General features: G+C 71.1%; 16 protein-coding genes and 2 pseudogenes. 7 read left to right on the forward strand and 11 right to left on the reverse strand.

The annotated features are described in order from the left end of the window. Positions 1 to 18 precede the first annotated feature (18 nt). Genes ACIQAK_RS02675 through ACIQAK_RS02685 form a run of 3 tightly spaced genes read right to left on the reverse strand, consistent with a single transcriptional unit; the run spans position 19 to position 4,660 of the window. Positions 19 to 852, reverse strand: a complete 834-nt coding sequence (locus ACIQAK_RS02675) for an HAD family hydrolase (RefSeq protein WP_366388120.1) — start codon at positions 850 to 852, stop codon at positions 19 to 21. After that, a complete protein-coding gene (locus ACIQAK_RS02680) occupies positions 849 to 3,461 on the reverse strand; it encodes a phosphoribosyltransferase (RefSeq protein ID WP_366388119.1) in 2,613 nt (870 codons plus the stop codon). Before ACIQAK_RS02680 ends, ACIQAK_RS02675 begins: the two co-directional genes overlap by 4 nt. A gap of 26 nt (positions 3,462 to 3,487) precedes the next feature. Next, positions 3,488 to 4,660: an HpcH/HpaI aldolase/citrate lyase family protein gene (locus ACIQAK_RS02685; protein ID WP_366388118.1), complete on the reverse strand. Its 1,173-nt coding sequence runs from the start codon at positions 4,658 to 4,660 to the stop codon at positions 3,488 to 3,490. 235 nt (positions 4,661 to 4,895) lie between these two features. Between ACIQAK_RS02685 and ACIQAK_RS02690 the strand changes: the two genes are divergently transcribed. Beyond that, positions 4,896 to 5,837 carry a TerD family protein gene (locus tag ACIQAK_RS02690; RefSeq protein WP_366388117.1) on the forward strand — a complete coding sequence of 314 codons (942 nt, stop codon included), beginning with the start codon at positions 4,896 to 4,898 and terminating at the stop codon, positions 5,835 to 5,837. A gap of 92 nt (positions 5,838 to 5,929) precedes the next feature. On the opposite strand, the gene ACIQAK_RS02695 is transcribed toward ACIQAK_RS02690, so the two are convergent. From ACIQAK_RS02695 to ACIQAK_RS02720, 6 genes are all read right to left on the reverse strand, one after another. Continuing rightward, the gene (locus ACIQAK_RS02695; protein ID WP_366388116.1) at positions 5,930 to 6,664 is read right to left on the reverse strand and encodes a Tellurium resistance; all 735 of its coding nucleotides are present in this window, start codon (positions 6,662 to 6,664) and stop codon (positions 5,930 to 5,932) included. A 165-nt stretch (positions 6,665 to 6,829) separates the two neighbouring features. Next, the gene (locus ACIQAK_RS02700; protein WP_366388115.1) at positions 6,830 to 7,987 is read right to left on the reverse strand and encodes a DUF475 domain-containing protein; all 1,158 of its coding nucleotides are present in this window, start codon (positions 7,985 to 7,987) and stop codon (positions 6,830 to 6,832) included. Between the two features lie 70 nt (positions 7,988 to 8,057). Beyond that, positions 8,058 to 8,633 (reverse strand): TerD family protein, encoded by a 576-nt coding sequence (locus ACIQAK_RS02705; protein ID WP_015608280.1) that lies wholly within the window; start codon positions 8,631 to 8,633, stop codon positions 8,058 to 8,060. 205 nt (positions 8,634 to 8,838) lie between these two features. Further along, positions 8,839 to 9,414 carry a TerD family protein gene (locus tag ACIQAK_RS02710; protein ID WP_018511706.1) on the reverse strand — a complete coding sequence of 192 codons (576 nt, stop codon included), beginning with the start codon at positions 9,412 to 9,414 and terminating at the stop codon, positions 8,839 to 8,841. Between the two features lie 138 nt (positions 9,415 to 9,552). After that, a complete protein-coding gene (locus tag ACIQAK_RS02715; protein WP_366388114.1) occupies positions 9,553 to 10,011 on the reverse strand; it encodes a peroxiredoxin in 459 nt (152 codons plus the stop codon). A gap of 172 nt (positions 10,012 to 10,183) precedes the next feature. Beyond that, positions 10,184 to 10,621, reverse strand: coding sequence for a DUF3052 domain-containing protein (locus ACIQAK_RS02720; protein WP_018486931.1), 438 nt, complete (start codon positions 10,619 to 10,621; stop codon positions 10,184 to 10,186). Between the two features lie 507 nt (positions 10,622 to 11,128). On the opposite strand from ACIQAK_RS02720, the gene aceE reads away from it, so the two are divergent. Further along, on the forward strand, positions 11,129 to 13,861 hold the full coding sequence (gene aceE, locus ACIQAK_RS02725) for a pyruvate dehydrogenase (acetyl-transferring), homodimeric type (protein WP_366388113.1): 2,733 nt from the start codon (positions 11,129 to 11,131) through the stop codon (positions 13,859 to 13,861). Between the two features lie 76 nt (positions 13,862 to 13,937). On the opposite strand, the gene ACIQAK_RS02730 is transcribed toward aceE, so the two are convergent. Both ACIQAK_RS02730 and ACIQAK_RS02735 read right to left on the reverse strand, forming a co-directional pair. Beyond that, entirely contained in the window at positions 13,938 to 14,369 is a 432-nt protein-coding gene (locus ACIQAK_RS02730; RefSeq protein WP_366388112.1) for a peptidase inhibitor family I36 protein, read from the reverse strand. Between the two features lie 202 nt (positions 14,370 to 14,571). Then, a pseudogene (locus ACIQAK_RS02735) lies at positions 14,572 to 14,856 on the reverse strand (MFS transporter); the annotation flags it as partial. Here ACIQAK_RS02735 and ACIQAK_RS02740 point away from each other — a divergent pair. The 5 genes and pseudogenes from ACIQAK_RS02740 to ACIQAK_RS02760 form a co-directional block, all read left to right on the forward strand. Then, positions 14,791 to 15,161, forward strand: a pseudogene (locus tag ACIQAK_RS02740) (TetR family transcriptional regulator); the annotation flags it as partial. The pseudogenes ACIQAK_RS02735 and ACIQAK_RS02740 sit on opposite strands and share 66 nt — an antisense overlap. Positions 15,162 to 15,203: 42 nt before the next feature. Beyond that, positions 15,204 to 16,421: an alpha/beta hydrolase gene (locus ACIQAK_RS02745; protein ID WP_366388111.1), complete on the forward strand. Its 1,218-nt coding sequence runs from the start codon at positions 15,204 to 15,206 to the stop codon at positions 16,419 to 16,421. A gap of 77 nt (positions 16,422 to 16,498) precedes the next feature. After that, positions 16,499 to 17,362, forward strand: a complete 864-nt coding sequence (locus tag ACIQAK_RS02750; protein ID WP_366388110.1) for a DUF4429 domain-containing protein — start codon at positions 16,499 to 16,501, stop codon at positions 17,360 to 17,362. Positions 17,363 to 17,622: 260 nt separating this feature from the next. Next, complete coding sequence (locus ACIQAK_RS02755; protein ID WP_366388109.1) at positions 17,623 to 19,008, forward strand: histidine kinase; 1,386 nt, start codon at positions 17,623 to 17,625, stop codon at positions 19,006 to 19,008. Next, on the forward strand, positions 19,005 to 19,694 hold the full coding sequence (locus ACIQAK_RS02760; RefSeq protein WP_366388108.1) for a response regulator transcription factor: 690 nt from the start codon (positions 19,005 to 19,007) through the stop codon (positions 19,692 to 19,694). The genes ACIQAK_RS02755 and ACIQAK_RS02760 overlap by 4 nt, the downstream gene beginning before the upstream one ends. The last annotated feature ends 148 nt before the right edge of the window (positions 19,695 to 19,842 follow it).

The following is a 19,842-nucleotide window of genomic DNA, read 5'->3' on the forward strand; positions in this document are numbered from 1 at the left end:
CTTCCCCAACCAGCCCCCTCACGCAGCCGAAGCCGCCAGGAAGCGGCGCAGGATCTCCTCCCCCGCCGCCCCGCCCCGCTCCTCCAGCGCCACGACGTGCGGGGCCCGCCAGTCGTTCTCGGCCAGTTCGCCATGGCCGGGGCGCCAGCCGAGGTCGGCGGCGAGCAACAGGTCCGCGTCGAGGAGGGAGTCCCCGGCGGCGAGCGTGCGGGTGGCGCCGGAGCGGCGGGCGACCTCGTTCATCGCGGCGCTCTTGGTGAGCGGCACCGGGACCGCGTAGATCTTGCGGCCCTGGAGCGAGACCGTCCAGCCGCGCTCCTGCGCCCACACCGCCAGCTCCTTCACCCACTCCTCGGGCAGCAGGGAGCGCTCGACGACCAGGTACGCGAAGAGGTTCTCGGCCACCCGCTCCTTGAGCAGCCAGGCCGGGTCGGCGGTGGTCGCCAGGTGGGCGCGGATCTCGGTGAGCGGGGCGCACTCGTCCGCGATCCGGGCCGCCACCTGGACCTGCCAGTCCCGGTCGGAGACCCCGTCGACCAGGATGTGCCCGCCGTTGGCGCAGATCGCGTACTGCGGGGCGGGGCCGGGGAGGTGGATGCGGTGGTACTGCTCGCGGGTCCGGGTGGTGGTGGGCACGAAGACCGTGGAGCCGGCCACGTCGGTGAGGAGGGCCGCGGCCGTCTCCGTCATGTACGAGAGGGGCTTGTGGCCGTACACCTCCACGCAGAGCAGCCGGGGTGCCTGTGCGTCCGGCATCGACAGGTCGAGCGAGGCCGCCGAGTAGATGAGGGTGCGATCGAGGTCGCTCGCCACCAGCGTGGCCGGGCCGGTGGACGGCGGAGTCGTGCTCATGCGCCCTGCACCGCCTTGCCGTCCGCGCCCGTCGCGCCCCGGGTGAACCGGGGGTGGATCAGACCGACACAGCTGTACGGGAGGTCGTCGACCTCCTCGACCGGGACGCCGCGCTGCTCGGCCAGCAGGCGGATGTGCTGGAGGTCCGCGCCCGCGCCGCGCTTGGCGAGGATCTTCCAGGGGACCCGGCGCAGCAGCACCCGGGTGGTCTCGCCGACACCCGGCTTGACCAGGTTGACGTCGTGGATGCCGTACTCCTCGCTGATCCGCTCGACCGCCGCCCAGCCCTCCCAGGTCGGGGCCCGGTCGGCGGCGAGCAGCTCCTTGGTGTCGGCGTCGACGTGGCCCGCCACCTCGTCGAACCGCGCGGTCACCGCGGCCAGGAAGTCGCCGGAGACGTCGGATTCCGCCAGCTCGCGGTAGAACTTCGCGCCGTGGAAGTCATCGGGGCCGACCAGGTCGGCGCGGAGCACCGTACGGGAGATGAGGCCGGACACCGTGGAGTTGAGGCAGGCCGAGGGGATCAGGAAGTCCTCGCGGGTGCCGTACGTCCGCACGCAGCCGCCCGGGTCGGCGAGCACGGCGATCTCCGGATCGAAGCCGGCCGGTCCGCCTGATGCCTCGAACTCCTCGACGGCCGCCGCCAGTTCGCGGGTGATCGCGCCCTTCCCGGTCCAGCCGTCGACGAAGACCACGTCGGCCGGGTCGTGGTGGGCGGCGAGCCAGCGCAGGGCGGTGGCGTCGATGCCCCGGCCCCGGACGATGGAGATGGCGTAGTGCGGCAGGTCCAGGCCGTGCCGGTGGCGGGCCCAGTGGCGCATCAGCACCCCGACGGGCGTTCCGGCGCGGGCGAGCGAGACGAGGACCGGGCGCGGGCCGCGTTCGGCGAGGACCGTCTCGGTGACGGTGCCCACCGCGCGGGCGATGCGCGCGGCGGAGGTGTCCAGGGCGGCCGTGAACAGGGCCTGGTACGCGGCGCTCGGCTGGTACTCGACGGGCAGTGACTCGGCGTAGTGCGCGCCACCGCTCTGGATCGCCTCCTCGCGCTCCTCGGTGGGCGCCTCCAGCTCGGTGTCCGAGAGGTCCTGGAGCAGCCAGCCGACGTCCTCCGGCGCGTAACTGGAGAAGTCGGGGCCTCGGAGGGGCTCGGGCAGCACGGCGGGCTCCAGCGTGTGGTGGGGGGTGTACGAGGGGACGACTGCGAGGAGGACCTGGCCGGTGTGGGCCGCGAGGCGGGCCAGCAGGCCGTCCGGGGCGTGCAGTTCGGTGGTGTCGGCGATGGAGTCGACGACGGCGAGGACCGCGTCGAAGCCCGCTCCCGCCACGTTGTACGCGTACCGGTCGCCGGGGCCGTCCGCCGGGTCGTCGTGGGCCGGGAAGACGAGGCGGGTGCGTATCGCGTAGCCGGGGTCGTCGACGGCGAGGACCGGCGAGCGGGTGGTGGTGGAGTAGCGGACCTCGGCGTCGGCACCCAGCAGCGCTTCCAGGGCGGTGCCCAGGCGCAGCGGCGCGTACATCAGCTCCTCGAAGCCGAGGACGAGCACCCGGCCGTGGCGGGCGCCAACACCGAGGGCGGCGGCGATCCGCTGCGCCATGTCCGGGAGGGCCGCTTCGAGCGCCGCCCGGTGGGCCGGGGTGAAACCGTGCCGGCCGCCGTCGGGGACGGCTGCGGGCCAGTCCAGATCGACCCGGGTGACGGGGGCGGACGCGGTGGTACGCGGCTCCGCGGCCGCCCGCCCGGCCTGTTCCACCTGTTCCGCCTGCTCCCCCCGCCCCGCCTCTTCCGCCCGTCCTGCCTCTTCCGCCTGCTCCGCCCGTCCCGCCTCTTCCGCCTGCTCCGCCTGCTCCGCCCGCCCGGTCTGTTCCGCCTCCTGCGCCGCGACCAGGGCCTGGCCCCGTTCCAGTACGCCTTCGGGGAGCGTGACCGTGCCCGTGGAGCGGGTCACCAGGTCGACGCGGGCACCGATCTCGGCGGCGAAGGAGGTCAGCCGGTCGCGGTCGCCCGCCGAGCGCATGTCGACCAGCGCGACGATGACGTACCGCTCGCGCGGGTGCAGCTCGTGCAGCGCGCGGATGGTGTTGAGCACGGTGTTGCCGGTGGAGAACTCGTCGTCGACCAGCACCAGCACGGACGCGTCGGGGCCCCCCGCCAGCAGCTCGGGGTCCTCCGGCAGCAGCAGGTGCGAGGTGGCGTGCGAGTGGGCCTCCTCGAACCCGCCCGCCTGCGCGACGCCCGCGACCGGGCGCCGGGTGGAGTGGAGGTACGGGGCGTCCCGCAGGCCGTCCGCGACGGCGTGGCCGAGGCCGGTGGCCGTCTCCGCGTACCCGAGGACGACCGCGCGGCGGGCGTCGCGCGCGCCGAGGAGCGCCCGGACGCGCTCACCGAGCCCGTACCCGGCTCCGTAGACGACGGAGGGGTACTGGGGCACATGCTTGCCCAGCACGTTGGAGACGAGCAGGTGAGCCCGCTTGGGATTGCGCCGCAGGGCGAGGCCCAGCAGCTCCTGGAGCTCCCCGTCGCCCTCCAGGGCCACTCCCAGCCGTTCGGCCACCCAGTTGCCCGACCACACCACGTCCACGGCCTCTTCTCTCCTCGCGCGCTCGCTCATCGACGCGCTCTCACTTCGACGCGCTCTCACTTCGTCAGGCCGGCGGCGAGCAGGTCCACGAACCCGATGTCCTCGCTCACCACCCCGAAGACCTCGGCCCGCCGGAGCGTGCGCTCGGCCCAGGCCCGGTGGGGCTTCACTTCATTCATCTTGTTCGTATACGCCGAGCGCAGCACCCCGCCGCCCTCACGCTCGGGCCGTAGGATGTCCCGCGCGTCGGTGAACTCCTCGTGACTGACCACGGACAGTGCGTGGACGGGCGCCACGTGCGACGGGTGGATGCAGGTCTTGCCGAGCAGGCCGTTGGCCCGGTCCAGCTCGATCTCCCGCAGCAGGCCGTCCAGGTCGTGCTCGATCAGGGCCGTGCGCAGCTCCTCGGCGCTTCCCTCCAGGAAGGGGCTGCGGCGCAGCTGGGGCTTGAACATGCGCTCCTGGCGGCGGAAGTACTCCCAGACCGGGCCGGTGATCGTGAAGCCGGTGCCGTCGGCCCGGCCCAGCACGTTGACCACATCGGCGATGACGGAGCCGACGATCTGGACGTCGTACGCCGTCATGTCGGGCGCGCGGCGCAGTCCGTAGGCGGAGCAGAAATCGGTGACGCCGAGCCGCAGGGCGAGCACCCGGTCCCGGTACTTGTCGACGGAGCGCGCGATTCCCTGGAGGACCTCGCTGCGCGTCTCCAGGTGGAGCAGCTCGGGCGATTCGAGGACGGGCATGGCGAAGAGCCGTCGGCCACAGGAGGCCTCGGCTTCCTCCAGGGCCTCCAGGAAAAGGGCGCCACGTCCTTCGGTGAATTTGGGAAGTACAAAACCGGACAACATCTGGACCGCGGCGCCGAGACGGTTCACCAGGTCGGTGATCTGGCCCGGCTCGCGCACCCGGACGAAGAGGAGCGGCAGTCCGGCGCCCGTCGCGTCCCGCTCCGCGAGCGTCCCGAACTGTCTGACCAGGTTGGCCTCGGCGCCGACCACCTCGGAGTCGTCGATCGAATCCTCCAGGCACAGCACCATGGAGACGACGCCGCGCCCGGCCTGCTTCATGACGTCGTCGGCCAGGGTGGCCCGGGTGGCCGGGGAGTAGAGCGTGGCACCCAGGGCGACGGAGAGCAGGCTCGCGGGCGAGTCCGCGCTGAACTCGCACGGCTGCCGGAAGAAGAGGCCCTCCCGGGCAGCGGGCGACAAATACCCGAAGTGACGCATAGGTTTCCCCCGAACTGCCGGACCGGCCGGATAACGCGTGGCCGGTAATAGTACGTATGGACGGGTGTCCACAGTTCCCTCTGAACGTGAACTTCCGGTTACCCGGCCGTCACCGGGAACCCCTTCGCGGTACCGTTCCGCCTTCCTCCTTCCCCGCCCACGGCCCGGCACCGACAGAACGGGGCACGGCTTTTGCCGCCCCCCACGTTGTCCGCACGTGCTGCCAGCAGGCAGGATGACGCCCATGACGCACACGATGCTGAAGGGCTCGAACGTCCCGGTCGACGCCGTGGCCGTACGGGCCGTGCTGCGCTGGACCCCGGGGGCCGGCGTTCCCGACGTGGACGCCTCCGCGCTGCTGCTCGGTGCCCTGGGCCGTGTGCGGTCCGATGAGGACTTCGTCTTCTACAACCAGCCGCGCCACCCCTCCGGTTTGGTCCGGCGGCTGCCGAAGCGCAGTGTCGCCGAGGGGCTCACGGACACGATCGAGGCGGATCTCGGCGCGCTCGACGCCTCGGTGGACCAAGTGGTCATCGCCGCTTCGTCCGATGGCGACGCCTTCCAGCAGGTGCCGGACCTGCGGATACTCCTCTTCGACGCGGCGTTCGCCGACGGGGAGCCGCTGGCGGTCTTCGATGTGCGGCCGGAGACCGGGGAGGAGACCGCGATCATCTGCGGGGAGCTCTACCGGCGCGGTGAGGGATGGAAGTTCCGGGCGGTCGGCCAGGGCTATCCGACCGGGCTGATCGGTCTGGCCACCGCCTTCGGGATCTCGGTCGACGATTCGGAGACCGGGGACGGGGGCGGGTCCGCGGAGCCGGCCACGGCCGCGCAGGTCGCCTCCCAGGCGCCCGCCGCCTCCACGTACGCCGCCACCGGGCCCGCGGGCCGCACGCACGCGGCCTCCGCACCGGGGCCCGACTCCCAGGCCACGGTCCTGCACCGGCAGCCCGCATACGGCTACCCGCCGCCCACGGCACCCCCGGCCGTGCCCCCCGCCGTGCCCCCGGTGCCCGCGCCGCAGCCCGCCGCGCACGCCCAGCCCGCGTACGGCTACCCGCAGGGGACCGGTGCGCCGCCCGCGTACGGTTATCCGCAGCCGGCGGCCGCTGCCGCCCACGCACCCGACCCGCATTTCGTGCTGCCTCCGCAAGGTCCGCAGTTCATCCGGTCCTGAGGCCTGGAGTCCTGGGGGGCCTGGGGGGCCTGGGGGCCTGCCTGGGGGCCTGGAGGCCTGGAGGCCTGGAGTCCTGGAGGGCGTCCTGCCGATCAGGTCCGGGACTTGTAGCCCCGCCCCCACTGCATGCCGTAGCCGTAGAGCCGGTCCAGCTCCGACTGGAAGCCGTAGACGAACTTCACCTCGCGCCGCACGATCAGCTCGTCCTTGATGTTCTCCACGGTGAACACCGCGCAGGAGCGGGCCTGTGGAGCTCGCTCGTCCAGTTCGATCTCGATGCGGGGGCCGTTGCCCGGGTAGAGCGTGATCGTGGCGTGCGTCCGGTCGAACGCGGGTGTCCGGTCGTAGATGTAGACGAAGAACAGCAGCCGCTTGAACTGGTCGCGCTGGTCGAGGTTGACGTAGACCGTCTCCCCGGAGGGGGCGCCGAAGCGGTCGTCGCCGCTGAGGCGGATGTAGGGCGGGCTGTTCAGATCGCCGATCAGATTGCCCAGCGGCTGCACGACCCCCTTGGTGCCGTCCTTCAGCTCGTACATGCAGCCGAGGTCCAGGTCGACGTTGACGACGCCCTGGGTGTGCGCCTGGACCACCTCGGGCTGGAAGAGCTTGAGGGGGCGCCGCAGCCGGCCGCTCTGGCGCGAGCGGCCCTCGATGTCCGAGGTGCGCATCCGCCAGGACAGGTTGACGCGCAGGTTGCCCGAGAGGGCGCCCTGTTTGCTGAGCGAGACCGTGGCATGGCGTTTCGAGAGCACGATGGCGCTCGATGTGCCGTTGCCCGAGTCGAACTGTGCCGCGCGCCCCGGCCACAGGCCGTCGAAGAAACCCATCCCAACCCCCACCTGTCGACCCTGTCGACCTGCCCTGTCGCTTCGCCTGCTGTCCCGGACCCCCGCACACCGCTGCGGGGCGGCCACCGGGCCGGATCCGGGAGATCCCGGAGAGCCGTCGCCGTGTGGCCGCCCCGCAGAGAGCGTTCCTCAATCCCTACCGGGTCACACCCCGGAGTGGACTTCCGCCTTGGAACCCGGACTTCCTCCGGCGCCCCCGGCACCGCCCGATGCGGCGATGGCCTTGTTGCGGCGGAGCGAGGACCAGAACGAGAGGCCGATGAGGACGACACCGATCAGACCGGTGATGATCTCGTTGATCTCGTACTGGATGGTGACCAGCAGGATGACGGAGAGCGCGCCGATCGCGTAGTGCGCGCCGTGCTCCAGGTAGACGTAGTCGTCCAGCGTGCCCTGGCGGACCAGGTAGACGGTGAGCGAACGGACGTACATGGCGCCGATGCCGAGGCCGAGGGCCATCAGCACGATCTCGTTGGTGATGGCGAAGGCGCCGATGACGCCGTCGAACGAGAAGGAGGCGTCGAGGACTTCCAGGTAGAGGAAGAGGAAGAACGCGGCCTTTCCGGCGAGGGCGACCCCGGTGACGGGCTTGCCCTTCTTCCTGGCCTCCTCCTCGGCCTCGTGCTCGCGCTCCTCCTCCTCTTCGAGCTTGCCCTCGAAGAACCCGGAGAGCCCGCCGACGACGAGGTAGGTGATCAGACCCGCGATACCCGAGAGCATGACGGTCGACGCCTTGTCCACATGCCCGCCACCGTGCTGGTGGGCCTGGGTCGCAAAGGTCATGGCGGTGATCATGAGGACGATCAGCGCGACGCAGACCGACAGCATGTCGACCTTGCCGAGCTTGGCGAGCGGACGCTCGATCCAGCCCAGCCACTGGATGTCACGGTCCTCGAAGATGAAGTCGAGGAAGATCATCAACAGGAACATGCCACCGAAGGCGGCGATCGACGGATGGGCGTCCGTCACCAGTTCCTTGTACCGCTCGGGGTCGTTGAAGGAGAGATCGATGGCCTCGATGGGTCCGAGCTGGGCGCTCACGGCCACGATCACGACGGGGAAGACCAGCCGCATGCCGAAGACGGCGACCAGGATGCCGATGGTGAGGAAGATCTTCTGCCAGAAGGCGTTCATCTTCTTCAGGATTCCGGCGTTGATCACCGCGTTGTCGAAGGAGAGCGAGATCTCCAGGATCGTCAGAATGGCGACGATACCGAAGGCCTGCCACCCCCCGTAGAAGAAGGCTGCGACCAGGCCGAGCGCGGTAATCGCGAACGACCAGCCGAAGGTTTTCAGAACCACTGATACCCCATCGTGTCTATGTAAGGGTCTCCCCCGGTGTGTACGGGGCTCCCCCGCGCCGTGCGCGGCGTTACGAAACGTTGACGCCGAAGTCTAGAGCGATGCCCCGCAGACCTGACGCATACCCCTGACCGACCGCACGGAACTTCCACTCGCCCTGGTATCGGTAGAGCTCGCCGAAAATCATCGCGGTCTCCGTGGAGGCGTCCTCGCTCAGGTCGTAGCGCGCCAGCTCCTGGCCGTCTGCCTGGTTCACCACGCGGATGAAGGCGTTGCTGACCTGTCCGAACGCCTGGCCCCGGTTGTCGGCGTCGTGGATGGAGACCGGGAAGACGATCTTGTCGCAGTGGGCGGGGACCTGGTCGAGCCGGACGATGACCGACTCGTCGTCGCCGTCGCCCTCACCCGTCAGATTGTCACCGGTGTGCTCGACGGAGCCGTCGGGACTGGTGAGGTTGTTGTAGAAGACGAACCACTCGTCACCGAGCACCCGGCCGGACTGGCACAGCAGTGCGCTGGCGTCGAGGTCGAAGTCGGCTCCGGTGGTGGAGCGTGCGTCCCAGCCGAGCCCGACCAGCACCTGGGTGAGGTTGGGTGCGACCTTGGAGAGGGAGACGTTGCCTCCCTTGGCGAGCGTGACGCCCATGTGTGTCCTCCCCGAGTCGTGGAAACGCTGCCGGGCGCTTTCGGCGCCCGTGCCGGGGCGCCGCGAAAGCCCCCTGAGCACGTCCGGCGCCGCACAGGATGCGGCGCCGGACGGGGTGGTGCGTGAGCGCTGAGCGCCCGGTGGTGCCGGGTCTTCCGTCCGGAGCGGACGAGCTCGGAGCGGAGGACCGGGGGAGCCTGGGTCCTCAGACGTTGACGCCGAAGTCCTGGGCGATGCCGCGCAGGCCCGAGGCGTAGCCCTGGCCGATGGCGCGGAACTTCCACTCGGCGCCGTTGCGGTAGAGCTCGCCGAAGACCATCGCGGTCTCCGTCGAGGCGTCCTCGCTCAGGTCGTAGCGGGCGAGCTCGCTGTTGTCGGCCTGGTTCACCACGCGGATGTAGGCGTTGCGGACCTGGCCGAAGCTCTGCTGGCGGCTCTCGGCCTCGTAGATCGAGACCGGGAAGACGATCTTGTCGACGTCGGCCGGGACACCGGCGAGGTTCACCTTGATGACCTCGTCGTCGCCCTCGCCCTCACCGGTGAGGTTGTCACCGGTGTGCTCGACGGAGCCGTCGGGGCTCTTGAGGTTGTTGAAGAAGACGAAATTGCCGTCCGCGGCGACCTTGCCCTCGGCGTTCGCCAGCAGCGCGCTGGCGTCGAGGTCGAAGTCGCCGCCGGTGGTGGTGCGGGCGTCCCAGCCCAGACCGACGATGACCGCGGTCAGGTTGGGCGCGGCCTTGGTCAGCGAGACGTTGCCGCCCTTGCTGAGGCTGACTCCCACGAGTCCTCCAGTAGTTTTCTCAGGGGCCGGCAGACACCAGCGTCCCCGTCGTTCGTTGGCATCGGATCAACGATTGGATCCTAGTGACCGGTTCCCGGCCAAAACAGGCTTTTGACCGGGCGCCACCAGGAGATCGTGTCAGAGCGCTTCGAGCGCCTTGACGTAGTCGTTCAGGTCCCGGGCGTCCGGGAGGCCGTTGACGACGCTCCAGCGGACGGTGCCGGCCTTGTCGATGATGAAGGTGCCGCGCACCGCGCAGCCCTTGTCCTCGTCGAGGACGCCGTAGGCCCGCGAGGTCTCGCCGTGCGGCCAGAAGTCGGAGAGCAGCGGGTATTCGAGGCCCTCCTGCTCGGCGAAGACGCGCAGGGTGTGGATGGAGTCGTTGGAGAGCGCCAGCAGCTGGGTGTCGTCGTTCTCGAAGCGGGGCAGCTCGTCGCGGAGTGCGCACAGCTCACCCGTGCAGACCCCGGTGAAGGCGAACGGGTAGAAGAGCAGGACCACGTTCTTGTCGCCCCGGAAGTCCGAGAGGCGCACGGTCCGGCCGTGGTTGTCCTTGAGTGCAAAGTCCGGGGCCTCGGTGCCGACCTCGATCGCCATGGAACAGGTATCCCTTCCGCCGCCGCGCTCTTCCCGGCTTCCGCCCGTACGTGTCCGTCGGTACGTGTCCGTCCGGGTGACCACCCACCCTACGCAGGGCCGGGAGGGCACGGACGAAGGCCCCCGGCAGCGCGTGAGCGCCGTCCGGGGGCCCGGTGGTGTAGCGAGTGGTTCAGCGCTTGGCCTTGGCCCCCTTGGGGGTGGCCAGACGGCTGCCCGTCCAGTCCTTGCCCGCGCTGATGCTCTTGGTCTGGGCGAGACCGGCCGTCTGGGCAGCCTCATTGATGTCGCTCGGTTCGACGTAGCCGTCACGGCCGGTCTTCGGCGTCATCAGCCAGACCGTACCGCCGTCCTCGAGCAGACCGATGGCATCCACCAGCGCGTCCGTAAGGTCGCCGTCCTCGTCACGGAACCAGAGCAGAACGACGTCTGCGACGTCGTCGTACTCCTCGTCGACGAGTTCCTGGCCGGTAGTGGCCTCAATGCCCTCACGGAGCTCCAGCTCGACGTCGTCGTCGTAGCCGATCTCCTGGACCACTTGTCCGGGCTCGAACCCCAGGCGTGCTGCCGGGTTGGTCCGCTCCTCCGCGTGGTCCGCGGTCGCGCTCACGGGTTGCCTCCTGATCATGTCTTCGGAAAATGCTGCAGCCACGCGCGTACGCGGGGCGTAGGCCGTAGTCCACACGGGCCCGGCGAATCGCGCAAGTACCCGGCGTGCGAGACCGCCTAAACGGTGACGTTCCCTGCCACGTCACCGCAAGCTCCGGCATGCCTCTCCCGGGGCCAGGGCCTGTCCCGGCGGGGCTCCGCGAGGTCGCCCCATCCGTTTACGTCCTTCCTCAGCTTATGCCGTTTCGCTCCGCCAATCGGAGTCGAACAGCCTTTGGGAACGCTTGGACGGGTTGGGCGTAAGGTTGCGGTTTGCCCGTACCCCACCACGTACCGCCCACACGCGTGCCCCGCCGGAGAAATGTCGGAACCTCGTGGTTACCCCACGGTAGAGATGACGTTCGGGTCCTCGCGGTAGCACGATGGAGGCGGCGCACACACAGTTGTCCCGGGGGTACGTTCCCCGTAACAGACCCCGCAGAGCACCACCGAACAGCGAAGGAACAGTGTGGCTTCCGGATCCGATCGCAACCCGATCATCATTGGCGGCCTTCCGAGCCAGGTCCCGGATTTCGATCCGGAGGAGACCCAGGAATGGCTCGACTCCCTCGACGCCGCCGTCGACGAGCGAGGCCGTGAACGGGCCCGCTACCTGATGCTCCGCCTCATCGAACGCGCCCGCGAGAAGCGCGTGGCCGTGCCGGAGATGCGCAGCACGGACTACGTGAACACGATCGCCACGAAGGACGAGCCGTTCTTCCCCGGCGACGAGGAGATCGAGCGCAAGGTCCTCAACGCGACCCGCTGGAACGCGGCCGTGATGGTCTCGCGGGCGCAGCGCCCCGGGATCGGTGTCGGCGGCCACATCGCCACCTTCGCCTCCTCCGCCTCGCTGTACGACGTGGGCTTCAACCACTTCTTCCGCGGCAAGGACCAGGGCGACGGGGGCGACCAGATCTTCTTCCAGGGACACGCGTCCCCGGGGATCTACGCGCGCGCCTTCCTCCTCGACCGGCTGAGCGAGGCCCAGCTCGACGCCTTCCGCCAGGAGAAGTCGAAGGCGCCGAACGGGCTGTCCAGCTATCCGCATCCGCGGCTGATGCCGGACTTCTGGGAGTTCCCGACCGTCTCGATGGGCCTCGGTCCGCTCGGCGCGATCTACCAGGCGCGGATGAACCGCTACATGGAGGCGCGCGGCATCGCCGACACCTCCAAGTCGCACGTCTGGGCCTACCTCGGCGACGGCGAGATGGACGAGCCCGAGTCGCTGGGCCAGCTCTCCATCGCCGCCCGGGAGGGCCTGGACAACCTGACCTTCGTCGTCAACTGCAACCTGCAGCGGCTCGACGGCCCGGTGCGCGGCAACGGCAAGATCATCCAGGAGCTGGAGTCACAGTTCCGGGGTGCCGGCTGGAACGTCATCAAGCTGGTCTGGGACCGCTCCTGGGACCCGCTGCTGGCGCAGGACCGTACGGGCATCCTGGTCAACAAGCTGAACACCACGCCGGACGGGCAGTTCCAGACGTACGCCACCGAGACCGGGGCGTACATCCGCGAGCACTTCTTCGGTGACGACCCGCGGCTGCGGGACATGGTCAAGGACATGTCCGACCAGCAGATCCTGCACCTGGGGCGCGGCGGGCACGACCACAGAAAGGTCTACGCGGCCTACGCGGCGGCCAAGGCGCACAAGGGCCAGCCGACCGTGATCCTCGCGCAGACGGTCAAGGGCTGGACGCTGGGTCCGAACTTCGAGGGCCGCAACGCGACCCACCAGATGAAGAAGCTCACGGTCGAGGACCTCAAGCGGTTCCGCGACCGGCTGCACATCCCGATCACCGACAAGCAGCTGGACGAGGGCTACCCGCCCTACTACCACCCGGGCCGCGACTCGGAGGAGATCCAGTACATGCACGACCGCCGCAACAGCCTGGGCGGCTATGTGCCGACCCGGGTGGTGCGTGCGAAGCCCCTGCCGCAGCCCGAGGAGAAGACGTACGCGGCTGCGAAGAAGGGTTCGGGTCAGCAGTCGATCGCCACCACCATGGCGTTCGTCCGCATCCTGAAGGACCTCATGCGGGACAAGGAGATCGGCAAGCGGTTCGTGCTGATCGCCCCCGATGAGTACCGCACGTTCGGCATGGACGCTTTCTTCCCGAGTGCGAAGATCTACAACCCGCTCGGCCAGCAGTACGAGGCGGTCGACCGCGATCTGCTGCTCGCGTACAAGGAGTCGCCGACGGGGCAGATGCTGCACGACGGCATCTCCGAGGCGGGGTGCACGGCCTCCCTGATCGCCGCCGGTTCGGCGTACGCGACGCACGGCGAGCCGCTGATCCCCGTGTACGTCTTCTACTCGATGTTCGGTTTCCAGCGCACCGGTGACCAGTTCTGGCAGATGGCCGACCAGCTCTCGCGCGGATTCGTGCTGGGTGCGACCGCCGGACGCACGACGCTGACCGGTGAGGGCCTCCAGCACGCGGACGGCCACTCGCAGCTGCTCGCCTCGACCAACCCGGGCTGTGTCGCCTACGACCCGGCCTTCGGGTACGAGATCGCGCACATCATGCAGGACGGGCTGCGCCGGATGTACGGCGAGGCCAACGAGGACGTCTTCTACTACCTCACCGTCTACAACGAGCCGATCCAGCACCCGGCCGAACCCGAGAACGTGGACGTGGACGGCATCCTCAAGGGTGTCTACCGCTTCAAGCAGGGCGAGGCGGGCGAGATCCCGGCGCAGATCCTGGCGTCCGGTGTGGCGGTCCCGTGGGCCGTCGAGGCGCAGCAGATCCTCGCCGAGGAGTGGAACGTCAAGGCGGACGTCTGGTCGGCGACCTCCTGGAACGAGCTGCGGCGCGAGGCCGTGGACGTGGAGCGGTACAACCTGCTCCACCCGGAGGAGGAGCAGCGCGTCCCGTACGTGACGCGGAAGCTGGACGGGGCCGAGGGTCCGTTCGTGGCGGTCTCGGACTGGATGCGTTCGGTGCCGGACCAGATCGCGCGCTGGGTGCCCGGTCCGTACCAGTCACTGGGCGCGGACGGGTTCGGCTTCGCCGACACCCGTGGTGCGGCGCGCCGGTTCTTCCACATCGACGCGCAGTCGATCGTCCTCGCGGTGCTCACCGAGCTCGCGAAGGAGGGGAAGATCGACCGGTCGGCCCTGAAGACGGCGCTGGACCGCTACGCCCTCCTGGATGTGGCCGCGGCCGATCCGGGCGCGGCGGGCGGCGACGCGTAGCCGTAGAGCCGCTGTACGGGGGCCGGGGGGCGGTGACGCGTGTGCGTCGCCGCCCCTCGGCGTACCCCGGCGCCCGCTAGTTCTCCCAGATCTTGAACGCCCGTACCTGGTACGGGGAGCTGGGCAGCCATGTCCCGCCGCCCGGGTACGTCTCGAACTCCGCCGTCTCCGCGCATTCGGCCGACTGGTAGGTGGTCACGGGCCGCCCGGTGCGGTTGGCGAGGGACTGGGCGTCGCCGCCCTTGGGGAGCGGGGTGCAGCTCTCGATGTCGACGGTGGACAGTTCGTACGTCTGCCGGGCGCCCGTGAAGTCGGGCTTCTTCCAGAGGCAGAGCCTGCCCGCCTCGCAGGCGCCGAGCCGGACGCCCGAGGACGGGTGCGCGGCGGGCGCCCGGTCCTGGGCCGCCCGGTCCTGGGCGAGCGCCTGCGGGACGAGTGCGGTGAGTGCGGTGACGGCCAGGCCTGCGGCGAGCGCGGTCGTGCGGTTCGTACGCCTGGCTGTACGCATGGCTGTACGCATGGTGGATCAACCCCCGTGGTCGTGCGCCGCGCCGGATGGTGGCGCGCTGCGCTGTCCCGACCAGCCTGACCAGCACGGCAGGGCGGGGGGAAGAGAGGAAGGGCCCACGCCACCCTGATAGGCGACAGCCCCGCCGAAAGGGTTCGGCGGGGCTGTGACGTGCGCTGTGTTGACGCGTACCGGGGTTCTGGACGTGGCCGACCCCGGCGCCCGCCTCGGCGTTCGCGCCGCGCTGGGTGAGGGTGGCGACCAGGGCCGCGACGACGGCGACGGAGCCCGCGACGGTGAAGGCCAGGCCCGTGCCGGACATGAACGCGTCGTGGATGACGCCGCCGATGGTGTCGCCGGCGTCCGGCGTCATGCCGGGGGCCGTGGCGAGCGCGTCCACCGGGACCATGCCTAACTCGGCGGCCTCCTCCAGCTTCGGGTCGGGCGTGCCGGGCAGGCCCGCGTCCGTCCAGTTGCCGGCGAGCTCTTCACCACCCAGGGGTACGAGCAAACCACCGTCGACGAGACCGTCGAGGCGGTCGACGTCTCCCGGCGCACCTTCTTCCGCTACTTCGCCGACAAGGAGGACACCGCCTTCGCCGTACTGGAGATGGTCGAGTCCCGCTTCCTCGCGGAGCTGCGACTTCCCTGCTCGCCGCCCATATGCGGCGCGGGGTCGCCCTGGAGAACCAGATCGCCCAGCTGATCGCGGAGCGGGAGGGGCTCGACGTGATGAGGGACCCCCGGCCGCGGGTGGCCGTCGCCGCGTTCTCCGGGGTGATGTCCCTCACCTGAATCCCGGTCGTCCGCGTGCGTCTCCTAGTCTGTGGCGCGGTGACTTCTTTCGACTCCTCCCCCACGTCGACCGCATGGCGCGCGCTGCTCGCCGTCGCGGTCGTGTTCGTGATACTGGCGACCACGGGCTGGTCCGCCGTACGCGATCACCACGCTGACGAGCCACGCGAGCTCGCCCTCGCCTCCTGGGCGCGGGACCGGATAGCCGGCCGCTCACTGCCCGAGGTCGGTGCGCCCGCCTACCGCACGGCCCACTTCTTCGCCACGCTCACCTCCGGGCAGCAGGTCGCCCTCGCCGACAAGTACCCCTCCGTCGTGGGGAATCTGAACGGCGTCCCGGTCACCCTGCGTTACCGCGCCAACCGGCTGGCCCTGAAGCAGGCGGTGTCCGTGGAGACGCGGCGTACCCACGACGAGGCGCTTTCGGCGGGTGGCCGCAGCGAGGCGGCCGAGCGGGTGGAACGCTTCCGGTCGATGCTCGCGCAGCACCGCCGGATCCTGGCCTTCGACCCGTCCGGGCGGGGGCGCGCCGCCGAGGTGTTCGGCGACCTCGACCGGGCCTCCCGGGTCTCCGTGGTCGTCCCGGGCGTCGACACCAGCCTCCTCACGCTGGAGCGGGACCGCCGCGTCAATTCCGCGCCCGTCGGCATGGCGAAGTCCCTGTACGGGGCGGAGCGCGCGGCCGCCCCCGCGACCCGTACCGCGGTCATCGCCTGGGCCGACTACACCGCCCCGGCCGGTCTCGGCATGGACGCGGCACTCGGCGGACTCGCGGCAGACGGTGCCGTACGGCTGAACGCACTGGTCGGGGCGTTGCCCGGGACGTCGACGGTCTCCCTGTTCTGCCACAGCTACGGCTCCGTGGTGTGCGGGGTGGCCGCCGGCGACACCCCCGGCCGGGTGGCCGACATCGCCGTCGCCGGGAGCCCCGGGATGCGGGCCGAGAGCGCCGCCCGGCTGGACACCGACGCCCGGATCTGGGCGATGCGGGACCAGGACGACTGGATCCGGGACGTGCCGCACCTGGAGTTCGGCGGGATCGGCCACGGCGCCGACCCGGTCGACCCGGCCTTCGGCGCCCGGCTCGTCTCTGCGGCCGGGGCCGCCGGGCACAGCGGCTACTTCGAACCCGGCACCCAGAGCCTCGCCAACTTCGCCGCGATCGGTGTCGGCGCGTACGGGTCGGTCCGCTGCGCGACGGCCGACGGCGCCTGCCACCGTGGTATTCCCGGTGAGCCAGAGGGCCAACGCGCGTAGAGCCGCGTGACAAGCCGATTAATCGCGACTTACGCCGAGGGGGGACGTGCGGGCCTGTGCCGCATACGATGAGGCACATGGGTGATGTGCTGGCCGGAATTCATGCCACCTGGGAGTTCGACACCGACTCCGTGCTCATCCGCTTCGAACGGGGTATCCGCACGCCGAAGCTCCTGCAGAGCCTGCGGGAGCGCCGCATCCCGCACGCTGCGGTGTCGTCGGTGACGCTGACCCCGGGCAAGCGGGACACGGTGGTCCTGCGTGTCGTCCCGCGACCGGGTGCCGACCCGCTCCTGGAGGCTGCCGCGGGGCAGCTCAAGGAGGGGTGCGACCCCTACCGCCTGGTGCTTCCGGCGGAGCGGGAGTTACTCGCGGAGTACTACGCGGACGAGCTGCGGTCCTGTCTCGGCCCCGACTCCGACGAGCCCGCCGACCGTTTCCTGGTCGCCGCCCCCGAGGCGCCGATGCAGTTCAAGGCGTACGACGGGCGGGCCGGCTTCGACGGGGAGCGGATCTCCTTCCGGTGGTTCCGGACGGGGGCGTCCAGCGCCAAGTGGAAGGCCGGTGACCAGACCTACCGGGTGAGCGATCTGGCCGGAATCGAGTGGCGCTCCCCCGAGGCCATCGACGGTCACCTCCGCCTGGTGCCCCGCGCGGCCGAGGTCCGCCGCGCCGCGGCGGACCAGGATCCGGCGGCGGTCCTCTTCGGCCTGGGGTACGGGCCGGTGCACGAGTCGCTGCCCTTCGCCGCCGCCGTACTGGAATCCGTCCGGACCCGGACCGCGCCGGCCGTCCCGGCCCCGGTCCTGGTGAACGCCGGGCGGCGCGACCCCGCGGACATCGCCGAGCGGATACATCACCTCGGCGAACTGCACCGGGCGGGCCTGGTGACGGACGACGAGTACTGCGCGAAGAAGGCCCAGCTGCTCGCGGAGCTGTGAGACCCGGTACGCCCCTCGGGCCCCCACCCGCGCCCGCCGCGCCCCGCACGCCCCTCGAACCCCCACCCGCGCCCGCCGCGCCCCGCACGCCCCTCGAACCCCCACCCGCGCCCGCCGCGTCCCGCACGCCCCTCGAACCCCCGCCCGTACGCCCTCGAACCCGCTCCACCACCCCGTACCCCGGTATGAGTCGGCCCCGGCCCGGTCGGGCCCCCGGTATGACGCCCCGGCGCCGGTCCGCTGCCTAGGCTGACCCAGTCATGTCCACTTCCTCCGCCGGGCCCCTGCCGCCCGCCGACGGCCTGTTGAGCGCCGCCCGCCGCAATCTGCGCGAGCTCGCCCACGGGCTGTCCCACGCGTCCCACCCGTCCACGCCATCGCTGGCCGACGCCCCGAAACTGTGGCAGCGGCTGCTCCCGTACGTCGTGGTCCTCGGGCTGGCCGCGATCTTCGTTCCGGTCACCGTCACCGTCCTGACCACGCAGTACGGCGTGCCCGGCCCGCTGGCGGGGGCGCTCGGGGTGGCCCAGGCGGCGCCGCTGCTGATGCTGTCCCACCGCCCGCTGCAGGCGTGGTGGATCGTCTTCCCCGCCGACATCCTGGGCGCCCTGCTGCTGCTGTTGCAGCCCGCCGATCCGAGCGACGTCTGGCCGTGGACCCCGCCGGTGATCATCGCCTACCTCTTCCTGCTGCTGGCGCTCGGTCTGCGCGAGACCCGGCGGACCGTGATCGCCGTCTGGGTGGTGACGGGCACCGCCGGAGCCGTCCTGCACCTGATCGCACCGGACCGCAGCAGCAGCGGCAGCGCCGTGCTGCTGACGATCCTGGGCGCGGTGGTGCTGGTGATCGGCGGGGCGGTACGGGAGCGGGGCGTGGCGCAGCGCCGACTTGCCGAGCAGGAGACGATCAGCGAGGCCGAGCGGGCCCGGCGCACGCTGCTGGAGGAGCGGACCCGGATCGCGCGCGAGCTGCACGACGTGGTCGCCCACCACATGTCGGTGATCACCGTGCAGGCCGGCTCCGCCCCGTACCGGATCAGCGGGCTGCCGAAGGCCGCCGAGGAGGAGTTCACGGCCATCGCCGCGGCCGCGCGGGAGTCGCTGGGCGAGATGCGGCGGCTGTTGTCGGTGCTGCGCAGCGACGGCACGGAGGGCGACCGGGCGCCGCAGCCGGGTCTGGACCGGCTCCAGCAGCTGGTGGAGGCGACCGTACGGGCGGGGCTGCCGGCGGAGCTGGCGCTCAGCGCGGAGCTGGGCGGGGACCGGGGCGACGGACCGGGCTCGGGGCTGGGGGAGGTGCCTCCGGCGGTGGACCTGTCGGCGTACCGGATCGTGCAGGAGGCCCTGGCCAATGTGGTGCGGCACGCGCCGGGGGCCCGTACCCGGGTCCTCGTCGCGCCGGACGACGGGGACCTCCTCGTGCTGGTCGTCAACGGGCCTGCCGCCACCCGCGGTTCGCCGCTGGAGACGACCGGGACCGGGCACGGGCTGGTCGGGATGCGGGAGCGCGTACGGTTGACCGGCGGCACGCTGGACACCGGCCCGCTGCCCGACGGCGGCTTCCGGGTCGCGGCCCGGATGCCCCTGCCCCCGGCCGCCGCACCGTCCGCCCCACCAGCCACTGCCCTGCCCCCGGAGGAACTGTGACCATCCGCGTGATCATCGTCGACGACCAGGCCATGGTGCGGGCGGGATTCGCGGCGCTGCTGGCGGCGCAGAGCGACATCGACGTGGTCGGTGAGGCGGCGGACGGCCGGCAGGGCGTGGAGGTCAGCCGCCACCGGCACCCGGATGTGGTCCTGATGGACGTCCGGATGCCGGAGATGGACGGACTGGCCGCCGCCCGCGCGCTGTTGAACCCGCCGGTCGGGGTGGTGCACCGGCCCAAGGTGCTGATGCTGACCACGTTCGACGTGGACGACTACGTGTACGAGGCGCTCCGCGCCGGGGCCTCCGGGTTCCTGCTGAAGGACGCCCCGCCCGCCGATCTGATCGCGGCGGTACGGGTGGTGGCGGCGGGCGACGCCCTGCTGGCGCCCTCGGTGACGCGGCGGCTGATCGCGGACTTCGCGGCGCAGCGGCCATCGGGAGCGACGCGCGGCGGGCAGGCGCTGCGGCTGAACGGCCTGACCCCGCGCGAGAGCGAGGTGCTGGGGCTGATCGCCCGGGGGCTGTCGAACCAGGAGATCGCGGGGCATCTGGTGCTGGCCGAGCAGACCGTGAAGACGCACATCGGGCGGGTGCTGGCCAAGCTGGACCTGCGGGACCGGGCGCAGGCGGTGATCTTCGCGTACGAGTCGGGGCTGGTGACGCCGGGGCGCGCGGGGGCGTAGGGGCGTAGCGGTTCTCCGGCGGATCAGGGCCCTGGCGCCGGTCATGATCCGCCGGACGACCCCTGGGCGGGTCCCTCGCACTGCCCGTTCGGTCCGTCCGGGTATGCCCCGGGCTCTGCCCTCGTCCCTCTTCCGCATGCGCGGCCGG

This window comes from Streptomyces sp. NPDC088706, assembly GCF_044752765.1.
Taxonomy (GTDB): domain Bacteria; phylum Actinomycetota; class Actinomycetes; order Streptomycetales; family Streptomycetaceae; genus Streptomyces.